Origin of the sequence: Telluria beijingensis (assembly GCF_030770395.1) — a bacterium.
Classification (GTDB): Bacteria; Pseudomonadota; Gammaproteobacteria; order Burkholderiales; family Burkholderiaceae_D; genus Telluria; species Telluria beijingensis.
Genome location: NZ_CP132480.1, coordinates 1,649,557 through 1,667,418 on the forward strand (window position 1 = coordinate 1,649,557; position 17,862 = coordinate 1,667,418).

The following is a 17,862-nucleotide window of genomic DNA, read 5'->3' on the forward strand; positions in this document are numbered from 1 at the left end:
GGCAGAATGGTATTTTTCGCACTGCAACAGAGCACGCACACACCAGGGGATATCTTGCGACCGATTGCCAAATCCAACAAGCTCGACGACGTCTGCTACGAAATCCGCGGGCCGGCCCTGGACAAGGCGCGCCAGATGGAAGAAGACGGCCAGAAGATCATCAAGCTCAATATCGGCAACCTCGCCGTGTTCGGCTTCGACGCGCCGGACGAGATCGTGAGCGACATGATCCGCAATATGCACGGCGCTGCCGGTTATACCGATTCGAAGGGCATGTTCGCGCCGCGCAAGGCCGTCATGCACTACACGCAAGAGAAGAAGATCGCCGGCGTGGGCATGGACGACATCTACCTGGGCAATGGCGCCTCGGAGCTGATCGTGATGGCGATGCAGGGCCTCTTGAACAACGGCGACGAGGTGCTGGTGCCGGCGCCCGACTACCCGCTGTGGACCGCGGCGGTGAGCCTGGCCGGCGGCGCGCCGGTGCACTATGTGTGCGACGAGGGATCGGACTGGATGCCCGACATCGAGGACATGCGCCGCAAGATCACGCCGAACACGCGCGCGATCGTCGTCATCAACCCGAACAACCCGACCGGCGCCCTGTATCCGCGCGAAGTCCTGCTCGACATCATCGAGCTGGCGCGCCAGCACCAGCTGATCGTCTACGCCGACGAGATCTACGACAAGACCCTGTACGACGGGGCCGAGCACGTCTCGATCGCCTCGCTGGCCGACGACGTTCTGTTCGTGACCCTGAACGGCCTGTCGAAGAACTACCGTTCCTGCGGCTACCGCGCCGGCTGGATGGTGGTCTCGGGCGAGAAGCGCCACGCGAAAGGCTATATCGACGGCCTGAACATCCTGGCCTCGATGCGCCTGTGCGCCAATGCGCCGGGCCAGTTCGCGATCCAGACCGCGCTTGGCGGCCACCAGAGCATCAAGGACCTGGTGGGGCCGGGCGGGCGCCTGTTGAAACAGCGCGATCTCGCGCACAAACTGCTTACCGATATCCCGGGTGTGTCCTGCGTCAAGCCAAAAGCCGCGCTCTACATGTTCCCGCGCCTCGATCCGAAGATGTATCCGATCACGGACGACCAGCAGTTCATCTGCGAACTGCTGTCCGAGGAAAAAGTGCTGCTGGTGCAAGGCACCGGCTTCAACTGGATCGCCCCGGACCATTTCCGGCTGGTGTTCCTGCCCAATTCCGACGACCTGACCGACGCTTGCGGACGCATCGCGCGCTTCCTCGACGGTTACCGACGACGCCATGCCTGAACGGGACAGGCGTCCTGACCATCACGAGAAACAGATTTTATGAAACCGATTCAAGTTGGCCTCCTGGGTATCGGCACCGTCGGTGCCGGCACCTTCAACGTCCTTCAACGCAACCAGGAAGACATCCGCCGCCGCGCCGGACGCGGCATCGAGATTGCGATGATTGCCGCGCGCAATATCGAGCGCGCGCGCGACCTGACCGGCGGCGCGGTCGAGATCGTGGCCGACCCGTTTGCGGTGGTCGACAACCCGGACATCGACATCGTCGTCGAGCTGATCGGCGGCTACGAGCTGCCACGTGAACTCGTGCTGAAGGCGATCGCCAACGGCAAGCATGTGGTGACGGCCAACAAGGCGCTGCTGGCGCTGCACGGCAACGAAATCTTCGCGGCGGCCCAGGAAAAAGGCGTAATGGTGGCCTTCGAGGCGGCCGTGGCCGGCGGCGTGCCGATCATCAAGGCGCTGCGCGAAGGCCTGACCGCCAACCGCATCGAATCGGTGGCCGGCATCATCAACGGCACCACCAACTTCATCCTCACCGAGATGCGCGAGAAGGGTTTGGATTTCGCTTCGGTCTTAAAACAGGCGCAGGAGCTGGGCTATGCCGAGGCCGACCCGACCTTCGACATCGAGGGCGTGGACGCCGCCCACAAGCTGACCATCATGTCGGCGATCGCCTTCGGCATCCCGGTGCAGTTCGACAAGGCGTATGTGGAAGGCATCAGCCAGTTGCAGGCGGCCGACATCCGCTACGCCGAACAGCTCGGCTACCGCATCAAGCTGCTGGGCATTACCCGCCGCACCCATACCGAGTCGGGCGAGGGCGTCGAGCTGCGCGTGCACCCGACCCTGATCCCGGCTTCGCGCCTGATCGCCAACGTCGAAGGCGCGATGAATGCGGTGTTGGTGCAGGCCGACGCGGTCGGCGCCACGCTGTACTACGGCAAGGGCGCCGGCTCGGAACCGACCGCATCGGCCGTGATCGCCGACCTGGTCGACGTGACCCGCCTGGCGACGGTGGACCCGTACAGCCGCGTGCCGCATCTGGCTTTCCAGCCGAACCAGATGACCGACGTCGCCATCATGCCGATGTCCGAAATCACCAGCAGCTACTACCTGCGCGTGCACGTGCAGGACAAGCTGGGCGTGATGGCCGACCTGACCCGCACGCTGGCCGATGCCGGCATCTCGATCGACGCCGTGATGCAGAAGGAGCCGGGCGACCAGGTCGATATCGACATCATCATGCTGACGCACCAGACGCGCGAGAAGAACATCGACGCGGCGATCGCCCGGATCGAAAGCCTGCCGGCGGTGATCGGCAAGGTGACGCGGATTCGGCTGGAAGCGCTGGGCTGAGCCAGGCTGGGTTAGGTTCCCTCAACACCGCTATCGTACGCACGTCTTTCCCGCTCGTACGCACGTCGTTCCCGCTCGTACGCACGTCGTTCCCGCTCGTACGCACGTCGTTCCCGCGCAGGCGGGAACCCAAGTCTGGATGAGTAGTCACCACGTTTGATGTAGTGGCTGCGCATCGTGCCTTGGGTTCCCGCCTGCGCGGGAACGACGTTTTGCGGATAGTGGTGGATGGTTGGCGACTCATCGTCATCGTCGAGCAGGGCGGTGGTGAGGAGCAGCAGATCCTGCTCGATATGCTCGAACAGCGCATTGGCGACGCTGGCGTAGCTGATGTGGAAGTTGGCGGAAGTCATCCGCGGATTCTACCCTCGCTGCATTGCACCAATGTGCCGGATCAAACCGGATTTGACCGGCTTCAATCGTCCGTCTCGTACTACCCGGCAAGACTTGCGGTATCACGTGCAAATACGCAACCATGAATGTGAGAAACAGCGTTTGTTCCGCTGTGCTCGCCGTTGTACATTACGCACACCACAACACTTGACCATCGAGCATGAGCCAACCGAGCCAGTTCTCCCTGCTGACCCAGCGCCGTTTCGGCCCGTTCTTCTGGACCCAGTTCCTGGGCGCGTTCAACGACAACCTGTTCAAGACCGCGCTGCTGGTCGTCATGACCTATGACGCGATCAACTGGACCACGCTCGATCCCTCATTGCTGAACAACCTGATCCCGGGCCTGTTCATCCTTCCCTACGTCGTGTTCTCGGCCACCTCGGGCCAGATCGCGGACAAATTCGACAAGGCCAAGCTGGCGCGGATCGTCAAGATCGCCGAGATCGCGATCATGCTGGTAGCCGGTATCGGCTGGATGACCCATACGCTGTGGCTGCTGATCGCGGCGGTGATCGGCATGGGCATGCATTCGACCCTGTTCGGGCCGGTCAAGTACGCCTACCTGCCGCAAAACCTGAAGCCCGACGAGCTGGTCGGCGGCAATGGCGTGGTGGAGATGGGCACCTTCGTCGGCATCCTGCTGGGTGAAGTGGCCGGCGCGATCCTGGTCGGCTACAAGCCCAACGGCATCATGCTGGTGGCCGGCGCGACCTTGCTGTTCGCCGTGCTGGGCCTGGCCGCCGCCTGGCGCATCCCGCCATCCCCGGCCCCGGCGCCCGAACTGCGCATCAGCAAGAATTTCATTGCCGAATCGTGGCGCAACCTGTCGTTCTCGCGCCAGAACCGTACCGTGTTCCTGTCGATGCTCGGCAATTCCTGGTTCTGGTTCTATGGCGCCTTGCTGCTGGCCCAGTTCCCGGTGTTCTCCAAAGATTACCTGATGGGCGACCACAGCGTGTTCGTGCTGTTGCTGACCGTATTCTCGCTCGGCATCGCTCTCGGCTCGCTGCTGTGCGAACGGCTGTCGGGCCACAAGGTCGAGATCGGCCTGGTGCCGTTCGGCTCGATCGGCCTGTCGGTGTTCGGCATCGACCTGTATTTCGCCAGCGAAGCGTTTATCGCCAGCACGGCGACGCTCGACTGGCTTGGCCTCTTGAGCCAACCGGGCGCCTGGCGCATCCTGGGCGACCTGGTGATGATCGGCGTGTTCGGCGGCTTCTACATCGTGCCGCTGTTCGCCCTGATCCAGACCCGCTGCGACCAGAAGCACGTCTCGCGCACCATCGCCGGCATGAACATCCTGAACGCGATCTTCATGGTCGCCTCGGCCGGCGTCGCGATCCTGCTGCTGGGGCAGGGCTTCAGCATCCCGCAACTGTTCCTGACCACGGCCCTGCTCAATGCGCTGGTGGCGGTCTACATCTTCTCGCTGGTGCCAGAATTCCTGATGCGCTTCCTGGCCTGGCTGCTGATCCATACCGTGTACCGGGTGCGTACGGTGGACACGGCGCGCATCCCGACCGAGGGCGCGGCGGTGCTGGTCTGTAACCACGTCAGCTATGTCGATGCGATCGTGATCAATGCCGCTAGCCCGCGTCCGATCCGCTTCGTGATGGACCACCGCATCTTCAAGACACCGTTCCTGCGCTGGATCTTCCGCGCCGTGAACGCGATCCCGATCGCGCCGGCCAAGGAAGATCCGTGGACGATGGAAAAGGCTTTCGTGGACATCGCCCAGGCCCTGCATAACGGCGAGCTGGTGTGCATCTTCCCGGAAGGGCGGCTGACCTCGACCGGCGAGATCAACGAGTTCCGCAGCGGTATTGCGAAGGTGGTCGAGCGCAGCAAGGTGCCGGTGATCCCGATGGCGCTGCGCGGCCTGTGGGGCAGCTGGTTTACGCGTGACAAGAGCAATCTGTTCGGACGCAGGATCGCGCGTGGCATGCGCTCGCAACTGTCGCTGGCGGTCGGGCCGCCGGTGGCGCCGGAGCAGGCGACGCCGGAGTACCTGCAGCAGCAGGTGACGGCGCTGCGTGGGGACTGGAAGTAAGGGGCTTGACCGCGGTCCAGCGAAGATCTTGCCCAGTATGGCAAAAGCGCAAGTATTTTTCGCTGGCTCTGATATAATTGTTGGCTAGTCGGGGCGTAGCGCAGCCTGGTAGCGTACGTGCATGGGGTGCACGGGGTCGGAGGTTCGAATCCTCTCGCCCCGACCAAAAGAATCAACGAGAAGGCCAACTGCAGAGTTGGCCTTTTTGTTTTGTGAAAAATTACCCTGGTTCTGGTTCTGGTTCTGGTTCTGGTTCTGGTTCTGGTTCTGCTTCTACAGTATTGCCATTTTCGACCGATACAGCACTTCGGTGCGTAAGTTGCATCAGCGAGCGGGGACATACGCACAAAACACGCCAGGTTTCAGATGGCAACATAGTAGTGTAACTTCTCTATATGGCAATAAAGTAGTCCATTGACTTGTCATGAAAATGGTACTAAAGTAGTGTATATCGATCATATACTACTTTAATGCCATGAAAACTCATGACGAGGTTGCCAAAGTTTTACGCACTGCGATCGATCATCGCGGAGTATCACAAGCTCGACTTCGAGAAGAGGCAGCTATCTCGCAGCGCACCCTGACGAATGTCCTCAGTGGCACCGAAGACTTCAAGATGAGTACGCTTTTTAGCCTGGCCGACCGACTGGGACTTGAAATGGTGCTGGTGCCAAAAAGCGTGGTGCAGGCTGTCTCTGCTGGTCCGGTATCGCAGCCAATGGTGAAGACGCGCGTTCAGAAAGCGCTCGAGCTTTCGATGGCACAAAAACCGCATGTAAATCGCAAGGGCTGATTCATGATCATCAAGGCCTTGGGGATTTTCTTGGGCGAGCAACGCGTCGGCGTTCTATTTCAGTATCCGCTTGCTGACGCAGTGGTCAATCGGTTCGTGGCCGATGAAAAATTCATCGATCTGGTCTCGCCGCCGATCATGTCGATTTCCTTCCTCGCAGACACGCCCGATGAGCAGGCCATCTTATGGCGTGATGTGAGGTCGGTTCCTTTCAATGGCCGGTTTTCGAATAAAAACCAATGGCTGCTGCCGCCCTTTTTCCAGAACCTTCTTCCCGAAGGTGTATTCCGTGATCACGTAGCAAGGCAACGTGGGTGTGAGCCGTCAGATCACTTCGAAATGCTTGCGGCATGTGGCAAGGACTTGCCAGGCAAGGTGTACGCCCTGCCTGTCGAACTTTCGCGTGATGACATGGCGCGCTATGTCACTCAAAATCAGGACTCTCTTGAAATGTCGGTAGTAGAAGAGCCGATGGAGGAAGGCGTTTCATTGTCCGGTGTCCAACCCAAGATCGCCGCTATCAAGCATGGCGATCGATATGTCGGACGTACAAAGGACGATGGCTTGCACATCATCGCCAAGCTGCCAGTCGTCGGGCAGCCCATGCTCCCGGATCTTGAGCACTTATCGCTCCAGCTCGCGGCCGTGTCAGGGGTGAATGTTTGTGAGGCCTACCTCGAGCCGCTGGTCAGGCTGGAGGCGGAACATGGCTACGATTTGGGCGATTCGGATCGCACCACCAATTTTTTGGCCGTCGTGCGCTATGACCGGTCGCCAGACGGACGAATCCATTGCGAGGATTTTGCGCAAATTCTGGGGGAGATGCCAGAGGATAAATACGGTGGCGCGATGCGCAAGACGTCGCCACAGACATATTTGGGTATCGCGTCCGTTCTTCTGAGCCTGGAGTCCATCGGCGAACGGGGCGTGTACGAGCTTTTGCGAAGACTCGTTGTCAATGAGATGCTTGGGAATCCAGACATGCACCTCAAAAATGTTGGACTTCGCTATCCGGATGGGGTCACGCCCGAGCTGCCGCCCGCTTATGACATCGTTGCATACTCGGCGTACCAGAACATTGCGGGACATGCCTTGCCGATCCTGCCTCCAGACCAAGTGCCGACACAAAAAAAGGTGGCTCAGCGGATGACACCCAACGGTCCAGTGCCCGCCAAGCAAGCGCTTTCTCCTGTCATGGTCAGGCAATTCTGCGGTGCACTTGGCATTCCGGAAAAGCCGGCGGCTAAAGCGGTCACGGACTGCGTAAAAGCTGCTTACGAAAAGTGGCCAAAGATGATTGCAGAATCAACGATCACTGACCGGCAGAAGGAGCGCCTTCTCGCGCACTTTCATGGGCACCCAATGATTGCATCGCTATTGCTGCGAGAGCAGCGAGGGCTTCGTGCGGGCAGGGGCAGGGGGCAAGCATCGGAGTAGCGCCTGCCCTCAAGCGGGTTCCTTCCATGTCGCGTCCTGGCCGGCCCCGCAGTCAGCGAGCCTCGCGCTGCGCTACCTCGTCCAGCACCCCCAATAAATGCCCGATATCCACCGGCTTGACCAGATGCCTGGTGAATCCCGCCTGCCTCGACGCCGCCATGTCCTGCGGCTGCCCATACCCGCTCAAGGCGATCATGGCTGCATCCACCACCAGCGGTTCCGCGCGCAGGCGCCCCACCAACTGGTAGCCATCCATATCCGGCAAACCGATATCCAGCAGGCACACGTCGAACCCGTGGGTTTGCACGCGCCGTAGCGCCGCCGTCGACGAGTCCTCGACCTGCACCGCATGCCCCACCGCCGACAGCACGATGCCCAGCGATTCTGCGGCATCGCGGTTGTCGTCGACGATCAGGATGCGCAGCGTCGAGCGCGCGGCCAGCGCCGCATCCCCCTCGTGCCGCGCGCCTCCGCCGTCCGCGCCGTCCACGCCGAGCGGCAAGACCACGCTGAAGCAGCTGCCACTTCCCGGGCCATCGCTGTGCGCCTCGACGTGCCCGCCATGCAGATTGACCATGCTGCGCACCAGCGCCAATCCCAGCCCGAGCCCGCCCTGGGCGCGGTCCGGTGTGCGCTTGGCCTGGATGAACAGCTCGAAGATATCGGGCAGCAGGCTCGTTTCGATGCCGATGCCATTGTCCTTGACGCTCAGTTTGACCTGGCCGGCATCCGGCACCGGATCGGCGCAGACAGTGATTTCGCCGCCGTCCGGCGTGTACTTGGCCGCATTGTTGACCAGGTTGGCCATCACCTGCACCAGCCGCTTGCGGTCGCCCATGACGGTGACGTTGGCCGCGCCCAGGCGGGTCGATAGGGTGTGGCCCTTCTTTTCGATCAGCGGGCGCGCCTGCTCGATGGCGTTCTGGATCACCGATTTCAGGTCGACCGGTTCGCGCTCGAGCTCGACCAGGCCGCGCGTCACGCGCGAGACGTCGAGAAGGTCGTCCACCAGCTCGACCATGTGCCGCACCTGGCGCCCGATGACGTCGCTGGCGTGGGCGATGCGTTTCGGGTCGGCGCCGGATAGTTTGAGCATCTGGGCGGCGGTGCTGATCGGCGCCAGCGGGTTGCGCAGTTCGTGGGCCAGCATGGCCAGGAACTCGTCCTTGCGCGCGTTTGCCGCCTTCAGCTCCTCGGCCGCCAGCTTCTGGTCGTGCATGTCGGTCACCGTGCCCATCCAGCGGATGATGCGGCCGGCCTCGTCGCGCACGGGCAGCGCGCGGTTCAGCACCCAGCGGTACTCGCCGCTGTGGTGGCGCAGCCGGTGTTCGAGCTCGAACAACGCGCCGCTCGCCAGGCTCGCAGCCCATTGCGCCTGCAGCCGCGACAGGTCGTCCGGATGGATGATGGTGCTCCAGCTGGTGCCGAGCAGATCCGCCCTTGTGCTCCCCGTGAACTCGGCCCAGCGCCGGTTGGAATAGTCGTTCGCGCCATCGGCTCGGCTCGACCACACCATCTGCGGCATCGCGTCGGTGATGGTGCGGAATTTTTCCTCGCTTTCGCGCAGGGCGCGCTGGCTGTCGACCTGGGCCGTGATGTCCATCGAGGCCGCCACGGCGCCGGCCAGCGCGCCATCCTCGGCGCGGATGGCGGTGGCGCGCGTCATCAGGGTGCGCCGTTCGCCCGGCCGGCCGAACGGTTCGATCTCCACCAGGTCGGCCTCGACCTGTTCGCCACGCAGCGCGCGCGCCAGCGCCCATTCTGACGGTTGGATCTGCCGGCCGTGGCGATCCGAACCGTCGGCCCACCAGCCGCGCCACTCCACGTACTGGTCCTGGCTGGTGGACATCGGGTGCTCGCCCCACAGCTGGCGGTTCATGTGGTTGACGGCCGATAGCGCCCCGTGTTCGTCGACATAGACGATGCCCACCGGCGCCGAGCTGAGCAGGGCGTCGAGGCGGCGCCGGTCGGCTTCGGCCTGGCTGGCCGCGGCGCGCGCCGCCGTCTCGCTGGCCTGCAGGGCGCGCTCGGCATTCTTCTTGTCGGTGATGTCGGTAAACAGCAGCGCCACGCGCTGCCGGTCGGGATGCGCGATCGGGCTGGCGTAGACGGTGAACCAGCGGCCCATCGCCTCCGACCCTTCCTCGAACCGGCGCGCGACGCCAGTGCGCGCGATCTCGTCGTAGGTGTCGACCCAGCCCTGCTCGAGGTTCGGCACCAGTTGGCGCGCGGTCTTGCCCACGCTGTCTTCCAGCCCGGTGTGGCGGGCAAAGGCGCGGTTGGCCTCGATGAAGGTGTAATCGACCGCGCGGCCATGCGCGTCATGGATTATCTCGATCAGGCAGAAGCCGTCGTCCATGGTCTCGATCAGCGCGTGGTTCGTTTGTCGCAGGCGCTCGCGCAGCAGGTGGTCCGCGGTGACGTCGTTGCAGATCACCAGCACGCCGCGGATGCCGGCCTCGTCCTCGATCGGGCTGTAGCCATAGGTCCACCAGACGTCTTCGCGCCGGCCGTTGCGGGTCAGCGGGACCAGGCGGTCCTCGTACCAGGCGCTGGCGCCTTCGTTCATCACGCGCTCGATGTCCGGTCCGATCAGGTCCCAGGCTTCTTCCCAGCAGGGACGGCCGGGCTGGCCCAGCGCGCCAGGGTGGCGCTCCGGCCCCATGGTCTGGCGGTAGCCGTCGTTATAAAACTGGATCAGCTCGTCGCCCCACCAGATGAACATCGGGTGGTTGCTCGACAGTAGCACCCGCAGCACGGTCTTGAGGGTCGACGGCCAGCCCTCGGGCGGGCCGAGGGGTGTGTCCTGCCAATCGTAGGCGCGCATCAGGGCGCCCATTTCGCCGCCGCCGGCAAGGAAGGTATGGCTCGTTGTTAACATCGTCAGCTGGTCGGATAAGTAGCCGCAAACGATACGGCCTGCTTGCCGACCTGGCAACTGCAATGTTGCGAGGCAATACTGGACTCAGGCCGCGCCAGCGTCTTCCCGTTGCTGCTGTTCGGCCAGATAGCGGTGGACCTGCGCCACGACCGCCGCGCCTTCGCCCGCTGCCGCGGCCACGCGCTTGGTCGAGGCGGCGCGCAGGTCGCCCACGGCGAACACGCCGGGGACGCTCGTTTCGAGGTCGCGTCCGCCGTGCTTTCCGCTGGCCTCGTAGCCGGTCAGCACGAAGCCCTTGCGGTCCAGTTCCACGCCGCACTCGAGCAGCCAGTCGCTGTTGGGATCGGCGCCGATGAACAGGAACAGGTGGTGGGTGTCGAATACCACCGGTGGAGCGCCGCTGCGGCTGCGGCAGTGCACGCGCTCCAGGCCGGTATCGTCCCCCTCGAGCGCGGCCAGTTCGAGCCGGGTATGCAGCACGATGTTCGCGGTCGCGGCGATGCGCTCGATCAGGTAGCTCGACATGCTCGCCTCCAGGCCGTTGCTGCGCACCATCATGTGCACGGTTTTCGCGTGCGCTGCCAGGTAGACGGCGGCCTGGCCGGCCGAGTTGCCGCCGCCGACCAGCACCACGTCCTGGTGCCGGCATACCTTGGCCTCGACCGGAGAGGCCCAGTAATACACGCCGCGGCCCTCGAAGCGCGCCAGCTCGGCCAGGTCGGGCTTGCGGTAGCGCGCGCCGGCCGCCAGTACCACGCTGCGCGCCCGCGCGCAGCTGCCGTCGTCGAGTTCCACCCGCAGCGGCCGTTCGCGGCACAGCAGGCGCATGGCCGGCGCGGGAATGGCGATCTCGGCCCCGAACTTGCTCGCCTGGACGAAAGCGCGGCTCACCAGGGCGTGGCCAGAGATGCCGGTGGGGAAACCGAAGAAATTCTCGATGCGTGCGCTGGCGCCGGCCTGGCCGCCGTAGGCGCGCTGTTCCAGCACCATCACCGACAGTCCCTCGGAGGCCGCGTACACCGCGGTGGCCAGGCCGGCCGGGCCGGCGCCGACCACCAGCACGTCGTACACCATGTCGCGCGCGATGCGCGGCAGGGTGCCCAGGAAGCGGCCCATTTCGAGCAGGCTCGGGTTCTTGATCACGAAGCCGTCGGGCATGGCCACCAGCGGCCAGTCGTGCTCCTGGCGCCAGTGTTCGCGCACCAGCTCGGCCGCGTCGACGTCCGACGCCGGGTCGCGCCGGGTATACGGCTGGGCGTTGCGCGATAAAAAGCTCTCGAGTTCGAACAGGCGCGGGTGGCCGGGCGGCCCGATCAGGATCGGCCCGGTCGGCTGTTCGCCGATCAGGCGCGCGCGGCGCAGCATGAAGGCGCGCATCACGCGCTCGCCCAGCACCGCCTCGGCCATCAGCAGCGCGCGCAGCGCTTCAGGATCGAGCACCAGGGCGTCCAGGCGGCCCACCGCCACGCCATCGACCAGCGGCGGCCGGCCGGAGAGCTGCGACACTTCGCCGGTGAACTGGCCGGGCTCGAACAGGTGCACTTCGACGCGATGGCCGAGGGCATTGCTGCGGCTGCAGCGCAGCTGGCCGGACAGTACCACCACCATGCCGGGCGAATCGACCAGGGCCCGGAAGACGAAGTCGCCATCGTGCCAGCTGCGCTCGGTGGCGAAGCGGCGGATGCGTTTCAGGTCGTCCTCGCCCAGCACGGGGTACACCTGGTGGCCGCGGGTCTTGAGGTCGATCAGGTAGCGCGGATCGATCGTGGATGGTTCCAGGACGGGGTCTGGCGTGGTGTCGGTCATGGCGGCTCTCATGGGTCGCGGTGGAGGTCATTGGCGCTTGCATGGTAATGCAGGTCGGCCGCTTTGTGACCTATGCCCTAGGACGGGTGTTCCTGGCCATCCATTTCCTTTAGCGCTGGCGCTGCAGGCGCAGCAGCAGCCAGGCCGCCACCGTGGTAAAGGTCGCCACCAGGCCCAGCGCGATCCAGAAACCGTGGCCGTCGTCGGCCAGCGGAATGCCGCCCACGTTCATCCCGAGCAGGCCGGCGATCAGGTTGATCGGCAGGGCCATGACGGTCACGATCGTCAACAGGTACAGGCTGCGCGCATTGTCTTCGTTGACGCGGGCCGCGATTTCTTCCTGCAGCAACTTGATGCGCTCCTGGAGCGCTGCCAGGTCGCTCAGCACCACCGTGAATTCCTCGGTCGCCTGGCGCAGCTCTTGCCGGTCTTCGCCGTCGACCCAGGTCGGCGGACGTTGCAGCAGGCGGAACAGGGCTGCCGGCTCCGGCGCCAGCAGGCGCTGCAGGCGCACCAGCACCCGGCGCAGCGAACCCAGGTCTTCGCGCTGGCGCGTCAGGCGGCCGGCCAGCAGCCGGTCTTCGATGGTGTCGACCCGCGCCACCGCCTCGCGCACGATGTTCACCAGCACGTCGGCCTGGTCGCGCAGCAGGTGGATCAACAGTTCGCTCGAGGAGCGCAGCGGGGCGCCTTGCCGCACGTCCTGGCGCAGGCGTTCGATCGAGGCCAGGGGTTTCCGGCGCGCGCTGATGGCGACCTGGGGCGCGACGTGGACCCACAGGGTCGAGATCTCGGCGCTGTCAAGCGAAAAACCGTGCAGCACGTCGTTGACGACCGCGATCAGGGCATTGTCGGCCAATTCGATGCGGGTCGAGCGCGAACCCTGGTGCAGGGTTTCATAGAACTCGTCGGCCAGCGCGGCGTGGGTGCGCAGCCAGCGCTCGCTGGCGGTGTTCGACAGGTTGAAGTGCAGCCAGATGAATTGCCCGGGTTGCGGGTCGCGCATCCAGGCCAGGGCCTCGTGCACGCCGATCGGGGCGGCGCCGGCGTCGTGCCTGAACAGGAATCCCCATACCAGGCCCGAATCGTCGGAACCGTAATTGAAGCCGGGAGCCGCCATCTGCGTCATTGACCTTCCTGGGTGGATAAACGATAGGCAATTGTAGAGGGTTCCCGGCCGGCCATGTTGGGTACGGGCGATACCGGCGGTATGCGGTGCGATGTCATCAAGTTGAAACCAATGGTCGCTAAGATTGCTCCTGTGTCTCTCCGCGTGATCCCTCAACCGGATACTGCGTTTTTCCGTCGGCTTCACGGTCGACGGATTTTTTTTATGTGCGCCGGCCCGGCGGGCAGGGCGCTGGACGATGGGCCATGGTTGATGGCTCGACGAAAGGATACAGATGCAAGTCTCACAGATCGATCGCCGCGGCGCGGCGCCGACCGACATGGCTGACGCTACCGCTGTCAATTCCGCTGTCAATACCCCTTCCAATCCCTATGCCGGCGCCACCCATGTCGTGCGCCAGGGCATCCTGGTCCAGGCCAGCCTGGGCACCCGCAGCGCCGTCGAATTCCTGAAGCAGCACGGCGTGCATGGCGCCGTGATCCACCGCGTGCTGATGGGCGAGAACGTGCGTGGCGACGACCAGGCCGCGCTCGACGACCGCGTGGCGATCGACGATCCCCGCATGTGATCGGCGTGTGCTCCTGCACCCCATGCAGGAGCGCTGGCCCTGAATTACGCGTGTTCGGTCAGCTCGCGCAGGATGGCGCACTGGCCGGCCGGACGCGCCGAATCGCAGCGTCCACGCAGCTGCGACAGCTCGGTCCGCAGCTTGCTCAGCTCGAGGATCTGGCGGTCGATCTCGGACAGTTGATGGTCGACCAGGGCGTTGACGCCGCTGCAGGAACGTTCCGGCTGGTCCTGGTAGCCGAGCAGCACTTCGACCTCGTTCAGCGACATGCCCAGCGCGCGGCAGCGGCGGATGAAGTGCAGCCGCTCGGCGTGGCCGGCATCGTACATCCGGTAGTTCGCCTGCGACCTGATCGGCGGCGGCAACAGCCCTTTCTGTTCATAGAAACGGACCGTCTCGGATTGGCAGCCCGTCAGTTTTGCCAGCTCACCGATGCGCATCAACATATCGAACCTCGCTTGACCTTGTAGTAACTACAGGGATTCTAATGCAGATCTCGTCATTGGAGGTTTGCTCATGTCCGCTTGCTGTTCCGGTCCCTGCAGTTCGTCCGCGCCGCCGCCCGATGGGCGCTACCGCAAGGTGCTATGGGCGGCGCTCATCATCAACTTCGCCATGTTCGGCGTCGAACTGGCCGCCAGCCTGGCCGCTGGCTCAGTGTCGCTGCTGGCCGACTCGGTCGATTTTCTCGGCGACGCCGCCAACTATGGGGTGTCGCTGTTCGTGCTCGGCATGGCGGTCGCCTGGCGTTCGCGCGCGGCCTATGCCAAGGGCGTCGTGATGGGCCTGTTCGGCGTGCTGGTGCTGGCGCGGGCCCTGTGGTTCGGCCTGGACGGTCACCTGCCGCATGCCCAGGCCATGGGCGCGGTGGGCGTGCTGGCGCTGGCCGCCAACGGCGCGGTGGCGGCGATGCTGTACGCGTTTCGCCATGGCGACGCCAATATGCGTTCGGTATGGCTGTGCACCCGCAACGACATGATCGGCAACCTGGCCGTGATGCTGGCCGCGCTCGGTGTGTTCGGCACCCGCGCCGGGTGGCCGGACATCGTGGTGGCCAGCATCATGGCTTGCCTCGGCCTGTGGGCCGCACGCGACGTGATACGGCAGGCGCGCGCCGAGTTGCGCGCGCAGGCGGCGGCGGACGGCATGCCAGCGCCGGCGGAAGGCGTACAGGGATCAATGCCTGCACCCATGCCGACCACCGGGAAGGCGCCGATCGCGGCTCCCGTGCAAGTCGTCGAGCTGCGGCGCCGCTGAAGACTCACTGCAGTTCTTCGTGCCGGGCGATCAGCATGGCCGCGCTGTACAGGTCTGGCGCGATGCGCGTGGGCAGGCGGCGCGGGCCGAGGCGCCATTCGGTCTCGTTGCCGTTGTCGATCAACAGGGTGCGGCAGCCGGCCCGGTTGCCGGCCTCGACGTCGTGCAGGATGTCGCCGATCATCCAGGAGGCGCGCAGGTCGATGTCGTGCTCGTGCGCCGCGCGCAGCAGCATGCCGGGCGAAGGCTTGCGGCAGGCGCAGGCGTAGGCATAGTCGCTGACCGTTCCGAGCGGATGGTGCGGGCAATAGTAAAAGCCGGCGAGGGCGAGCTGTTCGCGAAACAGCAGGTCGCTCAGGCGGTCGGAGACCGGCCCCATCGCATCTTCGCCGAAGCAGCCATGGGCGATGCCGGACTGGTTCGACACCACGAACAGGCGGTAGTCGAGCCCGGCCAGCAGGCGCAGCGCGGGCCCGGCGCCGCTCACCAGGCGGATGCGGCGCGGTTCGGCATTGAACGGGATGGCGTCGACCAGCGTGCCGTCCTGGTCGAGGAAGATGGCTTTCATGCAGGCGCTCAGGCAAAGCGCACGCGGTAGCGCACCGCGCCGGCCAGGCGCCAGAACACGGCGAGCGGCGGCAGCAATATCGACGTGATCGCCATCTCGGCCACATGCGAGGCGCTGTGGGCCGTTCCTTTGAGGCGGCGCAGACACAGGCGCACCGTGAGCGCCAGCCATGCCAGGGTGGCGAGCAGGGCCAGCCAGCGCAGGCCCAGCGCCCAGCAGGGCAGGGCCACCAGCAGGGCGGCGACGATGGCGTAGTGGTCCCAGCAGGGACGCGCCTCGATGCGTTCGCGGTACAGCGCCGGGTGCTTCTTGTACAGCAGCGCGTCGAACACTGCATGGCGGATCTGCAGCAGGCTGGCGCCCCACGGCGCCGGGCGCACCGGATGCACCGCCAGCGCCTGCGGCGCACGCACGATGCGCACGCCCTGCTCGAGCAGGCGGAAGTGCAGGTCGGCGTCGCTGCCACGCTGGACGCTGAAGCGCTCGTCGAAGCCGTCGAGCCGTTCGAGCACCGGCTTGTGGACAAAGCAGTTGGCGCTGGTGAAGGCGGCCCGCTCGTGGGCATGGGCGCTGCGCTGGCGGTCGGTGGGACGGGCCGGCACTGGCGTTTCGATGCGGCCGCACACGACGGCGGCGCCGCCGTCGAAGGCGGCCAGACCCTGGGCCAGCCAGTCGGGACTGGGCACGGCGTCGTCGCTGGTGAAGGCGATGATGTCGGCGCGCGCCGCGCGCCAGCCGCGGTTGCGCGCGGCGCCGGGACCGCGTGGCCCGGTATTGGCGACATAGGCCAGGCGCGGCCCGCGCTCGAGCGTGCGGGTGCGCCAGCCGGCCACCAGGTGCAGGGTATTGTGGTTGGGCTCGTCGTCCACGACGATGACCTCGACGCTGCGCGGGTCGATGCTCTGGCGCATCAGGGCGTCGAGGCTGCGGTCGAGCAGGTCCATGCGGCCGCAGGCCGGGAGCACCACGGAAACCGTGGGCGGTGCGGTAAGAGGGGCGTCTTCCGTGGCAGGCATGGGATGTCTCCGCTGGTCTCGCGCCACGGCATGATCGTGGCGATGTCGAGCGGTTCGATTGCCTGGCCCGGGGCCCGGTTCCTCCAGTCCTGATCGGCTTGGAGATGGATCAAGGAGGATGCGCGCGGGGCCGGCGGCCGCGCCGCCGGGCCCGCGTCGACGATCAGCCGCGCGAGAATCCGGTGTCGTCGTCCATCTTGCGGTCGCCCGCCAGCTTGTTGGCGCCGCCCGGGCTGCGCGGGTAGCCGCCGGCGGCGTCGTTCGACTGGTGCACCGGGTTCGGATCGGCATGCATGCTGCCGCCCACCTGGTAGCCTTCGCCCTCGGTGCGCGGGCCCGAGTTGCCCGGGCTGCGTGGCAGGCCGCCGGATACATTGTTCGACTGGTGGACGTCGTCGCTGCCCTTGTCGCGCGCCTCGGAGCCGGCCTGCGCAAGCTGGCGCTCGCGGTCCGTCTCGCGCTGCACCTGGCTGTTGCTGGCGTCCTGGGTATCGGCGCGGCCGTCGTCCGCCCCCTGGCGGTTGCCGTAGATGTCGCCGTGCTGGACGCCGGGCACGCCGGCCTCGGTGCCGACCGGTTCCGGCGCCACGGTGCCTGGCACGCGGCCGTCGCGGCCTGGCTCGGCGGCATGCAGTTCGGGATGCGCCGGATCCTGCGGATTGAGCGTTTCGCCGGTCTGGGTCTTGCCCTGGCGGTTGAGCGTGTCGCTGCTCACCGAGACGCCGGTATCGCGCTGGCGGTTGCCGATCGGCTGCTCGAGCTTGCCCCAGGCGTCAGAGTGCATCTGCATCTGCCGATCATGGCTGTCGCTCACGCCCTGGGTGGTGCCGCTGCCGCCGGTCTGCTGGCCCTGCATCGAGCCGCCGCGCGCCAGATTGCCGCCCGATTCGTCGATCGCGGAATTGCCGTGTTGCCGGCTGGCCGCGTTGGGGTAGGTATGATCATTCGGCCCATCGCGTGTGACGCCCTTGGCGCCGGGCGTGTCTTTTTCGTTGGCGCCGTAGTCGGCCTGGTTGCCGGGAAGCGTGCGTTTGTTCGTGTCCATGACGGTCTCCTGTGCAGTGAATCGTGCAGTGAAGCGGCAGGTCGAGTTCCTGCCTCATACCGCCATGATGCGCGTTCGCGCCCGAGCGCAGAATAGGAAGAGGTAGGGGGACGGTGTAGGACTGTTCCTGACGAGTTTGTTGACGACTGGAAGTTATTTTTCGCAGATGCATTATTTGTCGCGCAAAGTCCTACAAAGTCATCTGAATTGCTCCTATAGCCGCATCGGAGATGCCTGCCTAAGATGGGCTTCGACTCATCGTTCGCCGGCCGCAAGCCAGCG

The 17,862-nt window shown here is 65.1% G+C and carries 15 protein-coding genes and 1 tRNA gene; 8 read left to right on the plus strand and 8 right to left on the minus strand.

Annotated elements, in window-relative coordinates:
* Positions 1-54 precede the first annotated feature (54 nt).
* Together Q9246_RS07305 and Q9246_RS07310 are read left to right on the plus strand one after the other, a co-directional pair.
* A complete protein-coding gene (locus Q9246_RS07305; RefSeq protein ID WP_306396583.1) occupies positions 55-1,278 on the plus strand; it encodes a pyridoxal phosphate-dependent aminotransferase in 1,224 nt (407 codons plus the stop codon).
* 39 nt (positions 1,279-1,317) lie between these two features.
* Complete coding sequence (locus Q9246_RS07310) at positions 1,318-2,637, plus strand: homoserine dehydrogenase (protein ID WP_306396585.1); 1,320 nt, start codon at positions 1,318-1,320, stop codon at positions 2,635-2,637.
* An 11-nt stretch (positions 2,638-2,648) separates the two neighbouring features.
* Here the strand turns inward: Q9246_RS07310 and Q9246_RS07315 are convergent, their stop codons facing one another.
* On the minus strand, positions 2,649-2,990 hold the full coding sequence (locus Q9246_RS07315) for a hypothetical protein (RefSeq protein WP_306396587.1): 342 nt from the start codon (positions 2,988-2,990) through the stop codon (positions 2,649-2,651).
* 200 nt (positions 2,991-3,190) lie between these two features.
* Here Q9246_RS07315 and Q9246_RS07320 point away from each other — a divergent pair, with 200 nt between their 5' ends.
* The 4 genes from Q9246_RS07320 to Q9246_RS07335 all read left to right on the plus strand — a co-directional run bounded on the left by Q9246_RS07320 (position 3,191) and on the right by Q9246_RS07335 (position 7,310).
* Positions 3,191-5,080, plus strand: coding sequence for an MFS transporter (locus Q9246_RS07320; RefSeq protein WP_306396589.1), 1,890 nt, complete (start codon positions 3,191-3,193; stop codon positions 5,078-5,080).
* 89 nt (positions 5,081-5,169) lie between these two features.
* A tRNA-Pro gene (locus Q9246_RS07325) sits at positions 5,170-5,246 on the plus strand.
* A gap of 309 nt (positions 5,247-5,555) precedes the next feature.
* Entirely contained in the window at positions 5,556-5,873 is a 318-nt protein-coding gene (locus Q9246_RS07330; protein ID WP_306396591.1) for a helix-turn-helix domain-containing protein, read from the plus strand.
* 3 nt (positions 5,874-5,876) lie between these two features.
* The gene (locus tag Q9246_RS07335; protein ID WP_306396592.1) at positions 5,877-7,310 is read left to right on the plus strand and encodes a type II toxin-antitoxin system HipA family toxin; all 1,434 of its coding nucleotides are present in this window, start codon (positions 5,877-5,879) and stop codon (positions 7,308-7,310) included.
* 52 nt (positions 7,311-7,362) lie between these two features.
* Here Q9246_RS07335 and Q9246_RS07340 read toward each other — a convergent pair whose 3' ends face one another.
* The 3 genes from Q9246_RS07340 to Q9246_RS07350 form a co-directional block, all read right to left on the minus strand.
* Positions 7,363-10,191, minus strand: coding sequence for a hybrid sensor histidine kinase/response regulator (locus tag Q9246_RS07340; RefSeq protein ID WP_306396594.1), 2,829 nt, complete (start codon positions 10,189-10,191; stop codon positions 7,363-7,365).
* Positions 10,192-10,275: 84 nt separating this feature from the next.
* Positions 10,276-11,997: an FAD-dependent oxidoreductase gene (locus Q9246_RS07345; RefSeq protein ID WP_306396596.1), complete on the minus strand. Its 1,722-nt coding sequence runs from the start codon at positions 11,995-11,997 to the stop codon at positions 10,276-10,278.
* Between the two features lie 109 nt (positions 11,998-12,106).
* Positions 12,107-13,126 carry a transporter gene (locus Q9246_RS07350; RefSeq protein ID WP_306396597.1) on the minus strand — a complete coding sequence of 340 codons (1,020 nt, stop codon included), beginning with the start codon at positions 13,124-13,126 and terminating at the stop codon, positions 12,107-12,109.
* Positions 13,127-13,400: 274 nt separating this feature from the next.
* On the opposite strand from Q9246_RS07350, the gene Q9246_RS07355 reads away from it, so the two are divergent.
* A complete protein-coding gene (locus Q9246_RS07355) occupies positions 13,401-13,694 on the plus strand; it encodes a hypothetical protein (RefSeq protein ID WP_306396598.1) in 294 nt (97 codons plus the stop codon).
* 44 nt (positions 13,695-13,738) lie between these two features.
* Here Q9246_RS07355 and cadR read toward each other — a convergent pair whose 3' ends face one another.
* On the minus strand, positions 13,739-14,134 hold the full coding sequence (cadR, locus tag Q9246_RS07360) for a Cd(II)/Pb(II)-responsive transcriptional regulator (RefSeq protein WP_306396600.1): 396 nt from the start codon (positions 14,132-14,134) through the stop codon (positions 13,739-13,741).
* A 76-nt stretch (positions 14,135-14,210) separates the two neighbouring features.
* On the opposite strand from cadR, the gene Q9246_RS07365 reads away from it, so the two are divergent.
* Complete coding sequence (locus tag Q9246_RS07365; protein ID WP_306396601.1) at positions 14,211-14,951, plus strand: cation efflux transmembrane domain-containing protein; 741 nt, start codon at positions 14,211-14,213, stop codon at positions 14,949-14,951.
* Positions 14,952-14,955: 4 nt separating this feature from the next.
* On the opposite strand, the gene Q9246_RS07370 is transcribed toward Q9246_RS07365, so the two are convergent.
* The 3 genes from Q9246_RS07370 to Q9246_RS07380 all read right to left on the minus strand — a co-directional run bounded on the left by Q9246_RS07370 (position 14,956) and on the right by Q9246_RS07380 (position 17,580).
* The gene (locus Q9246_RS07370; RefSeq protein WP_306396603.1) at positions 14,956-15,519 is read right to left on the minus strand and encodes a D-glycero-alpha-D-manno-heptose-1,7-bisphosphate 7-phosphatase; all 564 of its coding nucleotides are present in this window, start codon (positions 15,517-15,519) and stop codon (positions 14,956-14,958) included.
* 8 nt (positions 15,520-15,527) lie between these two features.
* Positions 15,528-16,535, minus strand: coding sequence for a glycosyltransferase family 2 protein (locus Q9246_RS07375; RefSeq protein WP_306396604.1), 1,008 nt, complete (start codon positions 16,533-16,535; stop codon positions 15,528-15,530).
* Positions 16,536-16,698: 163 nt separating this feature from the next.
* Positions 16,699-17,580, minus strand: a complete 882-nt coding sequence (locus Q9246_RS07380) for a hypothetical protein (protein WP_306396605.1) — start codon at positions 17,578-17,580, stop codon at positions 16,699-16,701.
* Positions 17,581-17,862 lie beyond the last annotated feature (282 nt).